Here is a 17454-nt window from a genome sequence, read left to right on the forward strand (position 1 = left end):
AAATGTATTCTCAGAAGGTTTCTTGCCAAAGGATTTTTCCCTTACTGACGGGCCTGATAGTCATGGCTTCCCTGTTTTTTTTAGCCTCCCTTTCTCTGGCCCAGCCACAGGTCATAGACCATATGCAACCTGTTTACAAAGCGCCGGGACCAGGGGGGACATGTCCCCAAGGAGCCAGCAAGCTGTTTTTCAAAGGAAAATCGCGCTGCCTTTTTTGTAATCAAAAGGAAGGCTATTTCCCTCAAAAAATCCACGGCAAAACGGTCTGCGTAAGGCTTCAGATGCATCCGGCCATGGAGACCCCTCAAGGCCACAAACCCAAGTACACCCCCCTTAACGCCAAGGGCAAATGTCCTAAAAAATTCAAGCCGGTAACCCTGGCAGGTCAAAAAAAATGCGCTGCCTGCAATCCGGGATACATATGGCATCACTATTACGGTCAGGGCAGATGCGTTAAATGCCCTGCCGGGCAAAGCCTCGGCTTCATGGGCAGAGGTAAAATCAGTTGCCTTAAGTGCCCGGAAGGGTCGCTTTTATCTCCCAGACACCCCACTTTGGGGTACAGATGCACCTGTCCCGGCGGCAAAGTAATGGTGAAAACACCCAATGGCTACAAATGTCTGCAACCCAAAAAAGTGATGTTCCGGTAAATACCGCTTTTGCCTGAAAATCAGGGAAACCATGAAGACAACTTTGACCAATCATGGAATTTTAAAAACCCTGGCCTGTTTATTCCTGGCTTTCGGACTATGCCTGATTCATGCCCAAAACCTGACCGCAGGTCCACCAAAACAGGCCACCATCCCCGGCCTGAATTCAGAGGTTGCCGGGCTTTTGTTTTTTCAAAGCACTAAAGGCTACCCCCCAAAAAACAAAAGGCAATACAAGGCAATTTTTGACAAATCCAAGGCTCATTACATTAACTGGGAGCTGGCCCTGCACCACAGATCACCTCCACAGGCCGGTTCTTTCCGGATTGAATGGACAATTCTTCATGCACCCAGCAAAAGCCTTGCCCGACTCTGGACCACCCCCAGGCTTGAACCGGGTTGGATGGACTCAACCCATTGCCACGGCTTTGGCTGGGAACAACCCGGCAAATGGGCGGTGGGTGAATACAAGGTCGAACTTTTTGTCAAAGGGGTCAAAATCGCTTCCGGGGAATTTGAAGTGGAAGACTTAAGTTCCAAAGGACAGTTACAGGAAAAAGGTCAAGACACAGGCCCGATAAGAAAAGAAGATATCCCCGCCGATCTGGGAGAGCTGTAACTGAAATGCCGCATCGACCCCATATAACCACTACTTGTCTGGCCCTGATACTTACAGTGTTTTTGGCCCTGCCCATTGAAGGCCGGGCCGACAGGCAGATTGTTAAGCAAATTGAGGAACATGAGAAAATCCTGGATGAACTATATGATGCTTTAGATGACTACCGCATCACTGAAGCAGAGCTGAACCTGCATCATTCCATGGCCCAAAAAGGTCTTCAGGCAACAGAAGGCCTTATCATTGCCTTAAAAAACATGGCCGTAATCGGCGGCAGGGCGGATATGCCCCTGGCCCAAAGCGCCTTGCGCCAGGCCAAGGCCCAATTGAAACTCTTTACCGGTCAACTCAACGGGTGGCTGAAATTCACCAAAGAGGTCAAAGAAGCGACCAGTGAAATCTGCCAAAGAGCCGACCAGGAATCAGACCAGGTCCGAACAGCCATTGATCAGGAAAATGCACACCGACGGGGGCAGGAAACAATAAGCCGCCTGCGCATGGAGTTGGAACAAAGGCGCAAGTCCCTGAACCGGGCCTGGCGGGACTTGGCCGATGATAGCGACAGCCTGGCCCTGCAAGCGGGCAGGCTCCATGCCCTCTTGCAACATAGGGAACTATTCCAAAATACCTACCGGGAAATGGCCAAAAATCTCACCAAACTGAAGCAGGCGCGGGAGGATCTGGACAAGGCCGAAAAATTATTAAGAAAACTTAAAAGCCTGCGTATGGCTTTTTCCCTTGTAAAGCTTAGAGATATCAAGGCGGATCTCTTTACCCTGCAAGACCGGCTTTTAGAGGCTTCCGCACCTGAAACAGACCCCATATGGGCAAGGCTTGAACGGGCGATTCAGAAAACCGATGAAATATATCTTCCCCAAGACCTGCCGGTTCTGATTAAGTTTGACCCTCTTGCCCAGGATTTTATCAATTACGAATCCAATCCGAATCTGGCCCGGTTAAGGGAAACCTTTGACCGGGCCCAGAGCATTGTGGACCAGGCGGAAAACCTGCTGCCGCAAATTCAAGAAAAACTGCATGAGGCATCCAACTCCCAGGCTCTCTTCGCAGGGCTTTCCAAGGCTCGCGCATGCCTCGCCCGCCTTACCCCGGCAGGAGAGCAGTCTACAGAAGAACAGGACCTCACCGACCAGATTAACCAGTTGCGTTCACGCATGGAAGATGCCCACAGAAAGTTGCACCTTTTTCTGAAGTGGAGAAGAGACGTTCAAGTAAACCAAAAAGAGATGGATAAGTTGGTGAACGAAGCCAAAAGGTTATACGAAGCTCAGGCCGAAAGCGCCATTCTGTTGGATGAATCCCCATATGGTCCTGGCCCCGATTCCTTACTTGAGGGAATGGAGCAAAGCCTGGCCCGATTGGAGACGGCCTTAAGCCAATTGAACAAATTCGGTGGTGCAATGGATGAGGCGGCCCAAGGCGCTCAGGATGAACAGAAAAAAACCTGCGGCCAGGCTGAAAAAGCCACATTGGCCCCCCAGCCCAGCCAAGATGAGGTTCATGTTTGGCATAATCAGGCCGAACAGGGCTATCATCAGGTTGAGTTGCAAGTAGAGCACGCCGAGAGCGGCCTTTTGGATGCGGTTCGGGCGGCAGAACAAAGCCTGAACCAGGCCCAAGATCAAAGCCGGGAACTGGAAGCCGCCACAGACGGGCTGCTCAAAAAACTAAAAGCCGCGGCCAATATGCGGGTGAACCTGGACAAAGCCAGGGAACTCCTGGACCAGGCCGAACAAATGTGGGAAACCCTTCAAAAAGACGTAAAGGGTATTGCCAAGCAAAAGACCAAAGGCTATGAAGACACCCTCCCCCTCCTGGTTGCCATCGGCAGATTACTGGACCCAAACCCGCAAAACAGAGAACTTTCGAAATTAAGGGAAGGCTGCCAAGAGGTGGCTGAACAATATAAAAATGCCAAGCCAATAGACCCCGACCCGCCCATGGCGCCTTACCCAGTGCTGGCAGCGGCCCAGGGGCTGGAAAGAGCAATTGCCCGGCTGGAGGAACGAGCCGCACGTGCCTCCATGGCCCTTAGAAAAAGCAAGGTGGCCTTGAAACAAGCCGTGGAACAGCTAAATGCCTCCCAAAAGGCCAAGACCAGGGCCCGCCGTGCTTTGGGCCAGGCCCAAGCCTGCCTCACTTCCCTGGCCAGGGTCATGGGTGCGGGACCGGCGCAGGGGCAAGTGGTGAAGCAGGCCATAAATGGCTGTGATTTCGTAAGCGCCCGAGACCTTATAAACAACCTGCCCGCAGGGCCTTTGCGCAATCAACTGGAGAACGAGCTCAATCAGGCCCTTAGTCTGGAACAGGAGCTAAAAAAACTGGTTAACCAGGCAAGGGAGCAATTTAAGGATTGCCACCCTGGCAAGGCCCTTAAAATTCTAAATAAAGCACTATCCCAAGCCAAATGTGAAAAACATACTAAAAGCATCAATACAAAAATAAAATCAGCCCAAAAATTAAAGGCCTACGAAGAGATCACCTTCAGCCTTTTTAAAAAGGCAAACAAACTGTATGTCGATGGAAAGTATCAGAAAGCGAAAGAACTTTTGCAAAAGGCCGCTAAACACACATCTTGCAAGCGCATCAGGAAAAAACTGGGCGACAAGATAAAAATCGTCAAGGCCAGAATTGCTTCAGAAACAACCGGCACTCCGCCGCTTGATCAAGAAGAGCAGACCAGCCAGACCTCATGTCAGGGATATATCAATCAAATCAACGATACAAAAAAAGTCATAAAAGAGCAGCTGGCTTATTATTCCAGACTGAGAGAAGCGAACAGGCCCAGAGAGGTGGTCGGTCCTGTGGCCTGCAGAATAGTCGATGCAAGTAAAGAGATGAGCGACCTTAAACTGGCGGCTAAAGAGGCGGGCTGTCTTCAGGCGGCCCGCATAAAAAATCCTCTGGGCCTAAACGCCGCCCCTGGTTTGGTTTGCCATATATACCGTGGCGGCAACACTGTGCAACAACGGCAAAATCCTCAATATGACGCAGGGGCCTGCGCAGCGCTGCGCAAAAACATGCTCAAGTTTCAAAGAATACTTAAGAAAAGACTGACCATCTACAACAATTACAAGCGCACCATGCCCAGTTCCCCCACAAGCGTGGATAGGGCCCTTCTGCAAAGAGCCGCCTGTTCTTTAGTAATCGGGGTTCGTGATTACCAAGATCAGTGGCAAAGGTCAAAGGAAAAAAGGTGCCCCTGGCTGAATAGCCTGCTCCTGCCGGCTGCCTACAACCAGGCCAATCTGCCTCACTGCCCCAACCAGTGAAAGAGTGAGGGGGATTCAACAAATCCGGAAACCAGAAAGATGTGGGATAGGCCTCTTTAAAAAACCAACCAGCCAAATATCCTTTATGTAAAGACCCATAACATATTAACATACAAATAAGGGTGGTGAATAAACCCTTATAATCCTACGCTCCAGCCGGACAAACAAAGGAGGGTGACATGTCTGAAAGTACATCTGTATCCCCTGTTGTGCGCCCAATGACCCCTGCGGATTTAGATGAAATAGTCTCTATTGATATTAAGGTGTTGACCAGACCCAGGCCGGAATATTGGCAGATGAAGTTGGATATTGTTGAAAAACACCCCCAGATCTCAGCCCTGGTGGCGGAAATCAAAGGCCAGGTAGTGGGCTTTATCATTGGCGGAGCCAGCCGTTGGGAATACGGGGTGCCGGAGAACATTGGCTGGATCGACACCATTGGCGTGGACCCTGATTTTCAAGGACAGGGTATAGCTAAACTCTTATTCGCAAATATGACGGAAAGCCTCAAGGAAAACGGGGTGGACACCATGTACACCTTTGTAACCCGACGCGACTGGAGGCTTTTAAAGTTCTTCAACAGTATTGGTTTTCAGAAAGGTGATATGGTCAACCTGGAGATGGAACTTTAATCAGGCATAACCCCGGCCCAGGATCTGTCAGTCTCAATTTATTTTGCCTTTTCCTTGCTAAAGGCAACTCCGCTCGGCGGGACTAAGCTCAAACTCCACAGATCATCTGCGGTGTCACAGGCTAAAAAAGCGGGAAAGAACATGAAGGAACAGAAGCACCCTCACACCAAACCGGAGATGAGCCGGGCCGGGCTGGACCCGGTGCACTATTGCCAGGTCACAGACCATTTGGGCAAGGTCAAACAGGTGGCCATTCCCGGCGAAACCCCCTTGACCATAAAAGTGGATAACAAGGAAATCATCACCTTGATGACCCTTGGCACCAACCCCGAGGAACTGGCCCTGGGGTATCTGCGCAACCAGCATCTTCTGGAAAGCATAGAAGATATCGCCTCGGTAAAGGTTAATTGGGCAAGAGAAACTGTGCATGTAGATACCAGAAGTGGTGAGGGGATACCGGATCTGGCCGAGAAGCTCTCCCGGGTGACTGTTTCCAGCGGATGCGGCCAGGGGACTCTTTTCAGTTGCACCGTAGACAAGCTTTATGAGCAGAAATTGCCACGGGCCAGGCTCAGGACATCCACCATCTATGCCCTGCTGAAATCCGCCTCCGTGCATAACCCCCTTTATCGTCAGGCAGGTTCAGTACATGGCTGCTCCCTCTGCCGGGGAGAAGAGGTGCGGATCAGCATTGAAGATGTAGGCAGGCACAACGCGGCCGACGCCATAAGTGGGCGCATGTGGCTGGAAGACATAAAAGGGGATGACAAAATCTTCTTCACCACTGGCAGGCTTACTTCTGAGATGATCATGAAGACTGCATTTATGGGAATCCCAATTCTTATCTCCAGATCAGGCGTCACCCAAATGGGGCTTAACCTGGCCCAGGACCTGGGCATGATTGTGGTCGCCAGGGCCAGGGGATCCAAATTCTTAATTTTTAACGCTGAAGAAAGGGTTACCTTTGATTCCGCCATCACCGGTTAAGGGAGGGTAAACGGTCCACGCCGTCTTTGTTGCTATATCCAAGAGGCAAGTGAGAAATCCGACCGGCAAAAAGGTAATAACCCTTTTTCACATAAACCAGACTGTGAATGCTCACCGACATCTTTCAAAAAAACACATTGCTTACTAAAACAACTTCACAGTCCCTTTTACCAAAGAAAAAGCACTTCCCGGAAAAAAGCACCCGCCCAGGATTTGCGCTTGAAAAGGCCAAGGCAATGCAGCAGGTTAATCGTGCAGAGACCCCGCAAGGCCCCAACGCCAAAACCCGCCTGGAAATGATTGAGGAGTTGGCCAGGCGCTATGCGGGCAAGGGTCCGGCCAATCAACGCCGCTATCTATGGAAAAAGTACGCCTGGATCACCGTAACCAATAGCTCCAGGCTATTGAAACGGGCTCTGGACATCATAGGTGCAGGCTTGAGCATGTTGGCCTTTTCTCCGCTTATGTTCCTGGTGGCGATAGCCGTCAAGGCATACGACAAGGGACCGGTATTATACTTGCAGACCAGGGTGGGATTACATGGAAGGGAATTCAGCTTTCCCAAATTCAGGTCAATGGCGGTTAATGCAGACCGTATTCACGATCAAAAAAACGAACAAAACGATGAAAACTTCAGCATAACCTTTAAATCAAAACACGATCCGCGGGTAACGCCGGTGGGAAAAATAATCAGAAAATTTTCCATAGACGAACTCCCCCAGCTCTGGTGCGTATTGCTGGGGCAGATGTCTTTAGTCGGCCCCCGCCCGCCTTTGCCCAGTGAGGTGGCGAGATACAGCCTCAGCGACCGCAGACGCCTTGATGTTCTCCCCGGGCTCACCTGCATCTGGCAGGTGGAGGGCAGAGGGGACATCCCCTTTCCCAAACAGGTGAAACTGGATCTGCAATACATTGAAAGCCAAAGCCTGTGGTTGGATATAAGGCTTCTCGTAAAAACCGTACCTGCGGTGCTTTTGGGCAAGGGGGCCTATTGAAGAATGGTCTTAACCACCCAAAGCGGGCAAACCTCAATCCTGGGGATCAGGCTGAACAATCTGACTAAAGAAGAGGCCCTTGGGCAAATCCGTAAACTACTTGACCGGCCCCAACCAGGCCTGGTGTGTTTCCTGAACGCTCACTATGCCAACCAGGCCTGCGCCAACCCGGCCTATCGCCGCGCCCTTGCCCAGGCAGACTTGGTTCTGGCTGACGGCTCAGGCCTGGCCCTGGCCGGTCTTATACTAAAAAATCCTGTTCGGGAAAACTTAAACGGCACCGATCTAATCCCCTGGCTGTTCAAGGAACTCCCAAGCCAGAGAGTTAAAGTCTATCTTTTAGGAGCCCGACCCGGTGTGGCGGAAAAAGCCGCCCGATGTTTAAGGGGAATCCACCCCAAAATAGAGATAGCGGGCTGGCATCACGGGTACTTCCCAGAGGACCAAACCCAAGAAATCCTGGCCCGCATTGCCTTACATAAAGTGGATGTGCTTTTAGCGGCAATGGGAGCGCCCAAGCAGGAACTTTGGCTGGCCGAACACCTTCCTGAAACAGGAGCCGGGCTGGGGCTGGCTGTCGGCGGGTTGTTTGATTTTCTGGCCGGAGAAGTTCCCCGAGCTCCCCTGGCCTGGCGAGGCTTGGGCATTGAATGGCTTTGGCGTCTTTTCCAAGAGCCCGGCCGTTTATGGAGACGCTACCTTTTGGGCAATTTTCTATTTCTGCATCGGGTGTGGCGACAAAGCCGGGAGAGATTCCCCTGAAAGACCATGCAATTAAAATAGTTGGCATAAAAAACTGCCTGTCGGCCTGAAAGCGTCGACAGGCAGTCTATCTCCCAATTTCTTTAAAAGGCTATTCCCCTCTCAAGAGCGTCTTCCCTTACAAAAGCCTTTTACCGGTGGGCTGCTAACCGGCCTTGGCCCGGGGTATGACTTCCCTTTGATCCTCAGGCAAGGGCGGAGGGGCCGGTTTACCTGATATTTTGGTGACTGCGCTGAATTTCGAGGGACAGGCCTCAAAACAGGTTCCGCATTTGATGCACTTGTCCTGGTCTATCACATGCACCTGCTTCTTGGCCCCGACTATTGCCTCCACCGGGCAGCGCTTGCGGCACATGCCGCAGGCTTGACATTTTTCCGGGTCAATATAATAGGAGACAACCTCGTCAAAGAGCTGATCTATCTCTTCTTTGGTGTAAAGTTCGTCGTATTCTTCCCTTTTACTGAACTGGGTGGCGAGTTTTTTCCCCTTGGCCACCTTGATATAGGGGATCAGCTTTCGCACGGCCTCCAGCCTGGCCTTGAGTTCAATCTCATCCAACCCCTCTTTCTCTCCCAGAGGGCCCAACTCACTAACCTGACTGGTAAAGCTATCCACAAATTCGGTGTAAAGGCCACCGTCGCCGGCAGACATGAAGTCAATCCTCAGCCTGTCCGGGTCTAGGCCGATATGCTCCAAAAGCCTCTTTGCGAGCATGGCCGTATTTAAAGCATGGTAATTGCCGTGGGTTATATAGTTGCACTCGCCCAGGCGGCAGCCACCGATAAACACCCCGTCCATTCCATTGGAAAAGGCCCGGAGAATAAACTCCAGATCCACCCGACCGGAACACATGACGCGGATGACCCTGATCTCACTCTTATATTGTAGTCTGGAAACTCCAGCCATATCTGCAGCGCCGTACGCTCACCAATGGCAGAGAAAGCCTAATATCTTCGGCTTGAACCTACGTCCCGCGCTCATCAGTCACCGCCTCGTGTTATGGGTTTAGAAAAAGCCTTCAAAGCCTTATGCCTTAAAAACCGCGGCGTCTATCTGGTTTACAAGCTCTTCGTCAGTAAAGTGCTTGAGATAGATGGCGCCTGTGGGGCACTTGGCGTTGCACAGGCCGTCACCTTTACAGATAACCGGATTCACTACGGCTTTTTTGCCTGTTTTTGTTTTACGGAACTCAATCGCCCCATAGGTGCAAGCATCTATGCAGGCCCCGCAGCCCATGCAGCGATTCTCCTCCACCTCGCAGACCGAGCCGGAGACCGTGACAATGTCATGGCCCAAAAGGGTCAACGCACGACCGGCAGCTGCATAGGCCTGGTTTATGGTTTCGGGTATGTACTTGGGATAATGGGCAGTGCCGCAGAGATATACGCCTTCAGTGGCGAAGTCCACCGGCCGCAACTTAACGTGCGCCTCTTTGTAAAAGTCATCCGGCCCCAGGGAGATCTTGAACTTCTGAGCCAGCTCCTTGTTGTCTTCCCTGGCCACAACAGCCGCGGCCAGGGCTATATAGTCGGCGTCTATGGCTATCTCCATGCCCAGCACGTAGTCCATGAGCCCCACCTGCAAGACCTCCCTGCCCTCAGAGGTGGTCGCCTTGACCTGGGGTGGAGCCTCGGGTTCATAACGCACAAACTTGATATCCATTTCAGAGGCCTCGCGATAGTAGTCCTCCATGTAACCATAGGTGCGCATATCCCGATACAGGATATAGATATCCATCTCCGGCTTTTTCTTTTTCAGCTCCAGGGCGTTTTTAATCGACTCGCCGCAGCAGATGCGGGAGCAGTAATTCCTCTCCTCATTGCGGCAGCCCACACACTGGATCATCACCAGGGTCTTGGCCTTCTGCAGGTCTTCATCATCCTGGTGGATCTTCTCCTCCAGCTCCAGGTGAGTCAGAACCCTTTCGTCCTCGCCATAGAGGTATTCCGTGGGTTTATAGACATCCACCCCGGTTGCCACCACACTGGCTCCATGCTCTATCCTGGCCTTTCCCCTGTCCGACTCAACCTTGGTGACAAAGTTGCCCACATAACCCGTGGCCTCGGTTATGACGGCCTTGGTGTAAACATGAATGGAAAGGTGTTTGTAGACTTTTTTAACCAGGTCATCCACAAAGGCTCCCACATCCATGCCGTCCAAAGTGGAATGTATCCTCCTGGCCATGCCGCCGAGCTGGGCCTCTTTTTCCAGGAGATAGACCTCGTGCCCCTGATTGGCAATGGATAGCGCGCAGGTCATGCCGGCTATACCGCCGCCGACCACCAGGGCCTTTTTATTGACCGGCAGATCTATCTCTTGCAGAGGCCTAAGGAAATTGGCCCGTGCGCAAGACATGCGCACGATATCCTTGGCCTTTTCCGTGGCAAGCTCCTTTTCCTTGGAATGAACCCAGGAGCAATGTTCCCGGATATTGGCCATCTCGTAATAGTATTGGTTAATACCCGCCTCGCGCAGGGTGTCCCGGAACAGGGGTTCCAAGGTTCTGGGCGAACAGGCAGCCACCACCACCCGGTTAAGGCCCTTTTCCTTAATGGTGTCAGTGATCTCCTTGGCCGAGTTGGTGGCGCAGGAAAAAAGTTGTTCCTGGGCGTAGACCACATTCGGCAAGGTCAGGGCGTATTCCACGGTTGAGGGAACATTCACCACCCGGCCAATATTGGCCCCGCAATGGCAGACAAAGACACCAATCCTGGGTTCTTCCGAGGATACGTCCTTTTCCGGGGGGTAGACCCTGTCCCTGGTGAGTTTCCAGCGCCGGTAGTCCAACATCTCACCGCACTGGTCCCCTGCCCCGCTGGCCGTGAAGACACTCTCCGGAATATCCATGGGCCCCTGAAATGCGCCGCTGACAAACACGCCGGGCGTGGCCGTCTCCATGGGGTTGGCCGGGTTGGTCTGGTTAAAGCCGTGATGATTCAGCTCAATGCCGAACATCTCGGCGATTTCCTTGTTTCCAGTCGGCGGATTAAGCCCCACCGACAGGACCACCATGTCGAATTCTTCTTCCTTGACCCCTTGGTCTGCGGTGGCGTATCTGACAACCACGTTTTTCTCGTCCGGGGTCTCCCGCACCACAGAGACGTAACTCCTGATAAAGCGCACCTGGTCCAGGTCATCGGTCCGGTGGAAATAACGCTCAAAATCCTTGCCATAGGCCCGGATATCATTATGGAATATGGTGCAGGCGGCATCGGCGTTGTGATCCTTGGTCAGGATCACCTGCTTTTGGGTGTAGGTGCAACAGACCGCCGAGCAATAGCTGTTGTCCACATCCGACACCCTTCTGGAGCCAATACACTGAATCCAGGCTATTTTTTGGGGGTGTTTTTTGTCGGAGGCGCGCAGAATCTCGCCCTCATAGGGGCCTGTGGCAGCCAGAAGTCGCTCGTAGTCCATACTGGTGACCACGTTTTCCAGTCTACCGTAGCCGTATTCATACTTAACACTGGGATCAAAAGGCTCAAAACCAACCGAAAGGATTATGGCCCCTATGTTGATCTCCACCTTCTCAGGCTTCTGACTGAAGTCAATGGCCTCGGCCTGGCACACGCTCTCACAGATCAGGCATTTCTTTTCCTTTAAGTAAAGGCAGGTTTCATCAACATAAGCCACCAGGGGGACCGCCTGGGAAAAGAATATGTGTACGGCCTTGTTGTCCGAGATTTCCTGGTTGTACTGATCCGGGTACTCGACCGGACAATATTCCACGCAGGTCCCGCAGCCTGTGCATTTGTCTTCTATGATGTAACGCGGCTTCTTGACCAGGGTGACATTAAAACCACCTGCTTCGCCCACCACTTCGTCGATTTCAGTATATGTGAGTACCTCAATATTCGGATGCCGGCCGACCTCGACCAGTTTGGGTGAGAGTATTCACATACTGCAATCGTTAGTGGGGAACGTCTTGTCAAGCTGGGCCATGTGGCCGCCGATGCTTGGGCCCTTTTCAACCAGGTAGACCTTGAACCCGGCTGCGGCCAGGTCCAGCGAGGCTTGAATGCCGCTGATACCTCCGCCGACAACCATCACATCGCCAAAATCCACGCTTGTGGAACTGATAACCGGCCTGCCTCTCATGTGCTTTGCTTCCACTTGTATACATCCCATCAGGAATTTTTAATCACTCGATGGCTTCCTGAACTATCTCGCTGATCTCCTTGATCTGGATAAGGCTCTCGTCTTCTTCGTCTATGCCCCGGCTGTCGGCCACGGCCAGCCTGCTGTCCTCGAAGTTGGTTATGCAATAAGGACAGGCGGTTACCAGGACATCCGCCCCCACATCCATGGCCTGCTCCAGCCTGATATCCGAGAACCTTTCGCCCTTGGGAGTCTCCATCCAGATCCTGCCGCCGCCGCCGCCACAGCAGAGGCTGTCTTCAAAGGCGTCCGGCAGCTCAAAAAGCTCCAGCCCGGGCACTGCTTTCAACACTCCGCGGGGCTGGTCGTAGATATTGTTGTGCCTGCCCAGGTAGCAGGGGTCGTGATAAGCCACCTTTTTGGGGAACTCGCCATTTAAGGTGAGCCTGCCTTCCCGGATAAGCTCGAACAAAAACTCGGTCATGTGGATCACTTCAAAATCCACCATGAACTGGGGGTATTCATTCTTAAAAGTGTGCAGGCAATGGGGAGAGGTGACCAGGATTCTTTTCACTCCGTTGTCCACAAAGGTCTTGATGTTTTCCCTGGCCAGCCGTTTGAAGAGTTCTTCATCACCGGTCTTTCTGATGGACTCGCCGCAGCAGTTCTCCTTGGAGCCCAGGATGCCGTATTCAACCCCGGCCTTGTTCAGGATAGAGGCCGTAGCCCTGGCCACCTTCTTTGACCTGGGGTCATAGCTGGGATAACAGCCCGGAAAATAAAGGATATCCATACCCTCGGCAAAGGTTGGGACATTAAGCCCCTCGGTCCACTTCTTCCGGTTCTTGCGCTCTTCGTTTAAGGGGTTGCCCTCACCGATCAGACTCGCACTGATGGAACGGATGGGCTTGACCGCGGTGGGGAAGACACCATATTCGGTTGCGATCTTACGCAGCGCCACCCCGGATTCGATCTGCTGTACATCCCTGGGGCAACGCTGGGGACAGCGGCCGCAGGTGGTGCAGCGCCAGATATCCTCACTCTCGATCTCGGTCATGCCAAAGGTGGCCTGGCGCACGATTTTGCGCATGCTGAAATCCCGCACCCGGTTCCAGGGGCAGACCGTATCGCATAGACCGCATTGAAAACACCTTTTGTAGGCGTCGCCGCCACTTTCCTTGATGACCTCTACAATTTCCTGGTAATCAGCTATATTTTCCACTAGTTTAGCCCGCCCTTTTTTTTAGCCTAAAGACTTCATTCCTTTGATGACATCCGGGCAACCGCGTCTACAATCTTGTCCAGGCCGTATTTATCAGCCAAGGACTCCAGGCCGATATCGAGTTCCTCTTTGGGCTCTTCCTCTTCCTCTTCCACTTCCCGCTCCTCATAGGTCAAGGCGTCCACCAGACACCACTTGACGCACAAGGGCTCGTCTTCGCCCTCGCACATATCGCACTTAAGCGGCAAGCCCGAATCCGGCTCCTTGAACAGATCCCTCGAGGGACAGGCGGCCCGGCAAAAGGCGCATTCATCATATTCCTTGCCGTCCAGGATGTACTTATCCCTGCCCATGCATTCGGCCGGAGTGTATTCTCCGGCATATACAGGCACGTAAATATCGCTCAAGGGATCTCTTATAACCCTGATGCGGGACCTGGCCGGGTTGTTGCCGCTGTATTTGGGCTGGGCGTGAAAAGCGGAGCAGATCACCTCGCAGGCCCGACAACCATTGCATTTGTCAGCATCTATTACGATGGTCTTTATGACTTTTTTCTTTTTCTCAGCCGCCACGGCGTCATGCTCCTTTTTTATTCCCCAGAGGCCTTTTCAGACGGGGTGTCTTCCTGTTCCCTTAAAACTCCCCGCTTGACAAAATCCTCATACACATAATCCAGGCCAAGGTCTTGAAGAGTCTCCTTGGTGGGGATGCCGTCTTTATTCCAGCCCTTAAAGGCGTAATAGGTATCCAGAAGCTCCTGCTCCAGTTCCGGGAACCTTTTCTTCCAATGGTTCTGGGGAGGCTTTTCGTCTTTTCTGCTCATGCCCCTTCGGGTGTTGTTGGCCCGGACCAAAGTCCGATAGCGCTTTATCGCCTTGGTGAGCTTTTCCTCATCCATCTCTATGCCCGCACCGGCCGAGATGAACTTGGGATAATTATGAATGTGGTAAGGCGGTTTCAAGGGGAAGGAAGACAGACCGGCGCACATGCCCAGGGCGTCGTCTATGTAGTGCATCTTTTCCTGCCAGTCCACAATATCGCTGACCATCTTCGGGGTGGGGTAAAACGGCATGGAGTTTTCGCCCCTGGGCTCCCAGTCCAGGAAATATTGTTTGAACTTTTCATCCGGGACCTGGAACCAATCCTCTACAAAGGCCTCCCTATGCTCCCTTTTGGGGAAGGGGGCCTGGGGAAACTGGCCTTCAATCTGGGTGATATTGATCTTCTCGCCGGTGGCATACATCACAAAATAAATGGGATTCAGCATGGAGAGTTTAAGCGGCAGCTGCTCGTGCTTCTTAATGTTGTTGTGGGCGTATTCCTCTGCGCCCTTTCCTATCTCCTTGGCCGCCCAATAGGTGCCGTTGGCCAGCAGGTCGCCTATGCCCTCCCGGTTCACTATGTGTTCCAAAAGCCAATAGAACCTGCCTTCATTGTCCTCGGGCATGCCCGGGAAATCATCGTCTGTCAGAATTCCCGCCTCCAACAGTTCCAAGGCAAAGGCCATGACCTGGGGAGTGGAGAAGCCGTCCACCCCATATTCGGTGGCGCTCTGGGCAATGCCGAGACCAAACTCAAGATCGCTCATGGCGGCCATGGTATAGGTGAGCTTGGAGAAGCATTTCATCATATAGGTGGGTTTGCCCGGAGGAGAAATGGTGGCCCCACAGGTCATGGGACAGTTGTAACAGCTTATCAGCCGCCTGCGCATGGTCTCCAGGGTCTCGGTCCATTCCTTGGCGATCTCCTCGTTCCAGAAATCCTTTCTGCGCAGGCGCGAGTTGCCCCAGGAAAAGTTTTCCGTATGCCACTTTTCGTCGTGGACCTTCATCTCCTGGGGAGAACCCAACCCTGCCAGGATCGGCATGACCCCCGGTATGGGGTTTTCGTTACGATGCTGAATATATTCCATCACCTCGTTACAGAGCTGAATATACTCGGCAGGCTGAGCCACGTTTACATCCCTGGTCCCGCGAACCGCTATGGCCTTTAGCCCTTTATCCCCCATCACCGCGCCGATTCCGCCCCTACTGGCGCTGGACCTGCCCTGTTCAATGGAGGCGAAAAACACCCGGTTTTCACCGGCCAGCCCAATCGCCGCCACCTGGGCCCTGGGTTCGTTGAGTTCCTTTTTGATCAGGGCCTCTGTCTCAACCGCACCCTTGCCCTTTAAATGGGAGGCATCCCTTATCTCCACCTTGTCGTTATTTATCCACAGATAAACCAGGTCGGGAGACTGGCCCCGAATGACCACCTTGTCGTAACCCGCGTACTTGAGCTCAGGAGCCCAAAAACCGCCCATCATGGAAAAGGCCATCAAACGGGTCTGGGGAGAGATGGTGGTTACTATGGTCCTGTTACAGCCGGTGGCAGGGGTGCCGCAGAGCAGGCCGGCGCTGAAAATCAGAAGATTGTCCTCGGAAAAGGGCTCCACCTCCGGCGGCACCCGGTCCCAAATCAGTTTGGCGTTGGTGCCCAGGCCGCCAAGATAGAGCTCGGTTTCCGTGGGGTCGGTCTCCACCCTGTCAACACTCCCCTTGGTTAAATCAATCTCTAAATTGTAGCCTGTCTCTGCGTATCTCATTTTTTACCTCACGGAAGTGGCATATCCGTCCTGCGGCTTTTCCGGCTTCCCTGCCGAAGCCTCGCCGCGAATACCTTTTTAAAAACCCGGTCTGTGAATTATCCACAGATCCTTTCCGGAAAAGCGCTCAAACTACGTCTGCTAAGGCCTAAAAAAACATGCTGTTTCCTAGGCTTTTTCCGCAAGAGTTTGGTTTCACCCCCTTTTTAGCTGGTTCTTTTATCATTAATGTCCTTGTAAGGGGCCTTTGGGCAGTGTTGTCTTCCCAAGGATGAAGCATTGGTTCTCAATTAGTTGGAACAAGAATTTATCTAATAAAAACAAGCACTTTTAAAAATACAGTTACATTGTAGCCATATTATAACTATTTGTCAAACCAATTCTCCCCGGATCACCCACCCCGGCTTTGCCTGTCTCCCCCCCAATCCGCCTCGGGCCACAGGTCGCAAAATTGCACTTTTTCAAACCGACATCAAACAAAACAACATATTTAAATTAAAGAAGAAATAGAATAGAAGACGCAAAAAAGACAAGATAAAAAAAGAACCAAACCTCCTCCGGGATGGGAGCAGAATTCAAGGGAGCCAAAGGAGCGAAGATATGGCCCCAGACGAAGCCCTGTCTGGGGGGTTAAAGTTAGGAGATAGAGACATAAGAGTTGGAATTTGGCCTTAATCCAAGGGCAGGGAGTATTTTTTAACAGGATTCAAATAAAGTCTCCCACACGATTCCCACCCCCCCCTACTGGATAACCAGCATGCCTTCCCAGTTTGAAATCACGTCCGGAAAGGGCACCTCAATGGGGCTGAGGAAACTGGGATCATTGATCAACACCAAGGGCAAGGCCTTGTTTTGCCTGGCCAGGGGGCTGCCCGGCGGGGCAGGGACAAAGCGCATGCCCCTTAACACCACCACATGCCCCACGGACTTGGGGCCAACACGGATCGGCCCCCTGTCGCGGCGCACCAGACGCACAATAAAAATTCTCCCCTGTTTTAACAGTCTGTAGACCTCATCAGAAGAGATTTCCGGCCCCTGGGGTCGGGACTTCACCCCCATATACGCCAAAAGGGCGTGGACCACGGTAAGGCTGGCTCCCTTCTGGCATTTACCAGGCTTACAGCAGGCGCCCGGGGTCATTCTAAAAGCCAGGTCCGCCAAACGGCATTGAGGCAGGGAAGCGCCCTTTTTGTAGCGCAGGGCCATCTCTGCCACAGCCAGCCAACACCATAATGCAGTCTGCTGGCGCACAAAAGGCACCTCCGCCTTAACCGGCTTAAGAAGGCCTGCCAGGCTAAGCTGTAGGGGAAAGACTAAGGTTAATAGGGAAAAAACCAACACACCAATTTTCAAGGATATGCTATGGGCAGGGGCGGACATGGGGGCGATCCTTCTGATTGACCGAAAGCCGTGAACCATCTGGTTCGTTATTAATTATCCCACATCCCCAACCAGCAAAACATCTTAAATAACAACAAATTTTTCTATAGCCATCTTGTCGCCACAAGTAACGGCATGGGATAATTTAAAGGAAGCAGCCTGTCCTGAAGCGTAATTCGCCTTTAAATTGTTTTGTTGCCTTTCCACACCAATCCATCAGGTGTTCTTTCTTTTCCA

At 52.3% G+C, this 17454-nt stretch carries 13 protein-coding genes; 7 read left to right on the forward strand and 6 right to left on the reverse strand.

Annotation, left to right across the window (positions count from 1 at the left end):
• Window positions 1–2: 2 nt before the first annotated feature.
• The 7 genes from X474_RS08910 (at window position 3) to X474_RS08940 (ending at window position 7932) form a co-directional block, all read left to right on the forward strand.
• Window positions 3–650: a hypothetical protein gene (locus X474_RS08910; RefSeq protein ID WP_044348216.1), complete on the forward strand. Its 648-nt coding sequence runs from the start codon at window positions 3–5 to the stop codon at window positions 648–650.
• 31 nt (window positions 651–681) lie between these two features.
• Window positions 682–1269, forward strand: a complete 588-nt coding sequence (locus X474_RS08915) for a hypothetical protein (RefSeq protein ID WP_044348218.1) — start codon at window positions 682–684, stop codon at window positions 1267–1269.
• Window positions 1270–1274: 5 nt separating this feature from the next.
• Window positions 1275–4556 (forward strand): coiled-coil domain-containing protein, encoded by a 3282-nt coding sequence (locus X474_RS08920; protein ID WP_044348220.1) that lies wholly within the window; start codon window positions 1275–1277, stop codon window positions 4554–4556.
• A 179-nt stretch (window positions 4557–4735) separates the two neighbouring features.
• The gene (locus X474_RS08925) at window positions 4736–5188 is read left to right on the forward strand and encodes a GNAT family N-acetyltransferase (protein WP_044348222.1); all 453 of its coding nucleotides are present in this window, start codon (window positions 4736–4738) and stop codon (window positions 5186–5188) included.
• 141 nt (window positions 5189–5329) lie between these two features.
• The gene (locus X474_RS08930) at window positions 5330–6175 is read left to right on the forward strand and encodes a formate dehydrogenase accessory sulfurtransferase FdhD (RefSeq protein ID WP_052515034.1); all 846 of its coding nucleotides are present in this window, start codon (window positions 5330–5332) and stop codon (window positions 6173–6175) included.
• A 236-nt stretch (window positions 6176–6411) separates the two neighbouring features.
• Complete coding sequence (locus X474_RS08935; protein ID WP_082464268.1) at window positions 6412–7170, forward strand: sugar transferase; 759 nt, start codon at window positions 6412–6414, stop codon at window positions 7168–7170.
• Between the two features lie 3 nt (window positions 7171–7173).
• Complete coding sequence (locus X474_RS08940) at window positions 7174–7932, forward strand: WecB/TagA/CpsF family glycosyltransferase (RefSeq protein WP_082464250.1); 759 nt, start codon at window positions 7174–7176, stop codon at window positions 7930–7932.
• 145 nt (window positions 7933–8077) lie between these two features.
• Here the strand turns inward: X474_RS08940 and X474_RS08945 are convergent, their stop codons facing one another.
• The 6 genes from X474_RS08945 to X474_RS08975 form a co-directional block, all read right to left on the reverse strand.
• Window positions 8078–8914, reverse strand: coding sequence for a hydrogenase iron-sulfur subunit (locus X474_RS08945; RefSeq protein ID WP_082464251.1), 837 nt, complete (start codon window positions 8912–8914; stop codon window positions 8078–8080).
• A 45-nt stretch (window positions 8915–8959) separates the two neighbouring features.
• Window positions 8960–12031, reverse strand: coding sequence for a CoB--CoM heterodisulfide reductase iron-sulfur subunit A family protein (locus X474_RS08950; protein ID WP_156360704.1), 3072 nt, complete (start codon window positions 12029–12031; stop codon window positions 8960–8962).
• A gap of 43 nt (window positions 12032–12074) precedes the next feature.
• Complete coding sequence (locus X474_RS08960) at window positions 12075–13253, reverse strand: (Fe-S)-binding protein (RefSeq protein ID WP_044348230.1); 1179 nt, start codon at window positions 13251–13253, stop codon at window positions 12075–12077.
• Window positions 13254–13288: 35 nt separating this feature from the next.
• Complete coding sequence (locus X474_RS08965; RefSeq protein WP_044348231.1) at window positions 13289–13825, reverse strand: 4Fe-4S dicluster domain-containing protein; 537 nt, start codon at window positions 13823–13825, stop codon at window positions 13289–13291.
• A 17-nt stretch (window positions 13826–13842) separates the two neighbouring features.
• The gene (locus X474_RS08970) at window positions 13843–15837 is read right to left on the reverse strand and encodes an aldehyde ferredoxin oxidoreductase N-terminal domain-containing protein (protein WP_044348233.1); all 1995 of its coding nucleotides are present in this window, start codon (window positions 15835–15837) and stop codon (window positions 13843–13845) included.
• Between the two features lie 741 nt (window positions 15838–16578).
• Window positions 16579–17217, reverse strand: coding sequence for a C39 family peptidase (locus X474_RS08975; RefSeq protein WP_044348235.1), 639 nt, complete (start codon window positions 17215–17217; stop codon window positions 16579–16581).
• Window positions 17218–17454: the final 237 nt, after the last annotated feature.

This window comes from Dethiosulfatarculus sandiegensis, assembly GCF_000931935.2.
Classification (GTDB): Bacteria; Desulfobacterota; Desulfarculia; order Desulfarculales; family Desulfarculaceae; genus Dethiosulfatarculus; species Dethiosulfatarculus sandiegensis.

What these genes read in the sequence shown, in the direction of transcription:
- X474_RS08910 (WP_044348216.1), top strand. Translation starts at nt 3, where the DNA reads ATGTATTCTCAGAAGGTTTCTTGCCAAAGGATTTTTCCCTTACTGACG.
- X474_RS08915 (WP_044348218.1), top strand. Translation starts at nt 682, where the DNA reads ATGAAGACAACTTTGACCAATCATGGAATTTTAAAAACCCTGGCCTGT.
- X474_RS08920 (WP_044348220.1), top strand. Translation starts at nt 1,275, where the DNA reads ATGCCGCATCGACCCCATATAACCACTACTTGTCTGGCCCTGATACTT.
- X474_RS08925 (WP_044348222.1), top strand. Translation starts at nt 4,736, where the DNA reads ATGTCTGAAAGTACATCTGTATCCCCTGTTGTGCGCCCAATGACCCCT.
- X474_RS08930 (WP_052515034.1), top strand. Translation starts at nt 5,330, where the DNA reads ATGAAGGAACAGAAGCACCCTCACACCAAACCGGAGATGAGCCGGGCC.
- X474_RS08935 (WP_082464268.1), top strand. Translation starts at nt 6,412, where the DNA reads ATGCAGCAGGTTAATCGTGCAGAGACCCCGCAAGGCCCCAACGCCAAA.
- X474_RS08940 (WP_082464250.1), top strand. Translation starts at nt 7,174, where the DNA reads ATGGTCTTAACCACCCAAAGCGGGCAAACCTCAATCCTGGGGATCAGG.
- X474_RS08970 (WP_044348233.1), bottom strand. Translation starts at nt 15,837, where the DNA reads ATGAGATACGCAGAGACAGGCTACAATTTAGAGATTGATTTAACCAAG.
- X474_RS08975 (WP_044348235.1), bottom strand. Translation starts at nt 17,217, where the DNA reads ATGTCCGCCCCTGCCCATAGCATATCCTTGAAAATTGGTGTGTTGGTT.